The sequence below is a fragment of the Polaromonas sp. P1_G2 genome, from assembly GCF_056405515.1.
The window spans coordinates 1-381 of the sequence record NZ_JBFUBY010001586.1; the positions used below are offsets into that span (position 1 = coordinate 1).

Annotated in this window: 1 protein-coding gene; it reads right to left on the bottom strand. The window is 60.1% G+C overall.

All coding sequences use genetic code 11. The features are described from left to right. Positions 1-115: 115 nt before the first annotated feature. Positions 116-381 (bottom strand): TetR family transcriptional regulator C-terminal domain-containing protein (locus AC1D0P_RS31660; RefSeq protein WP_477680343.1); only part of this gene is annotated, 266 nt, incomplete at its 5' end.

The window sequence follows — 381 nt, forward strand, 5'->3', positions numbered from 1 at the left end:
AGAGAGCCGCTCTCCGTGAGGTCCGATCCCAGAAGCTTGCGGAAATGCAGAGGGAGCTGGGGGTAATTCCTACATAACCCCTGATATATGGATGCAGCTGCCGCCCCAGGTCGGCCTATTTCAGGATTTTCTCAAATAGCGTTTTCTTGAAGCGATCGACCGGCGCTGGGTCGCGGTGCGCCTTGGCCAGCAGGTTCGCACCTTGCAGGGACTGCAGGATCAGCGCAGCCGTCTCCGTCACGTCGAGATCAGCGGGGACCTCGCCCGCTTCGATCGCCGCCCGCAGGCAATAGGCGTAGGCGGCCTCGATTTCGTCGAAAACGGATAGCAGCTTGTTGCGCATCTGCTCGCTGTCCACCGAGGCTTCGGCGGTGAAATTAC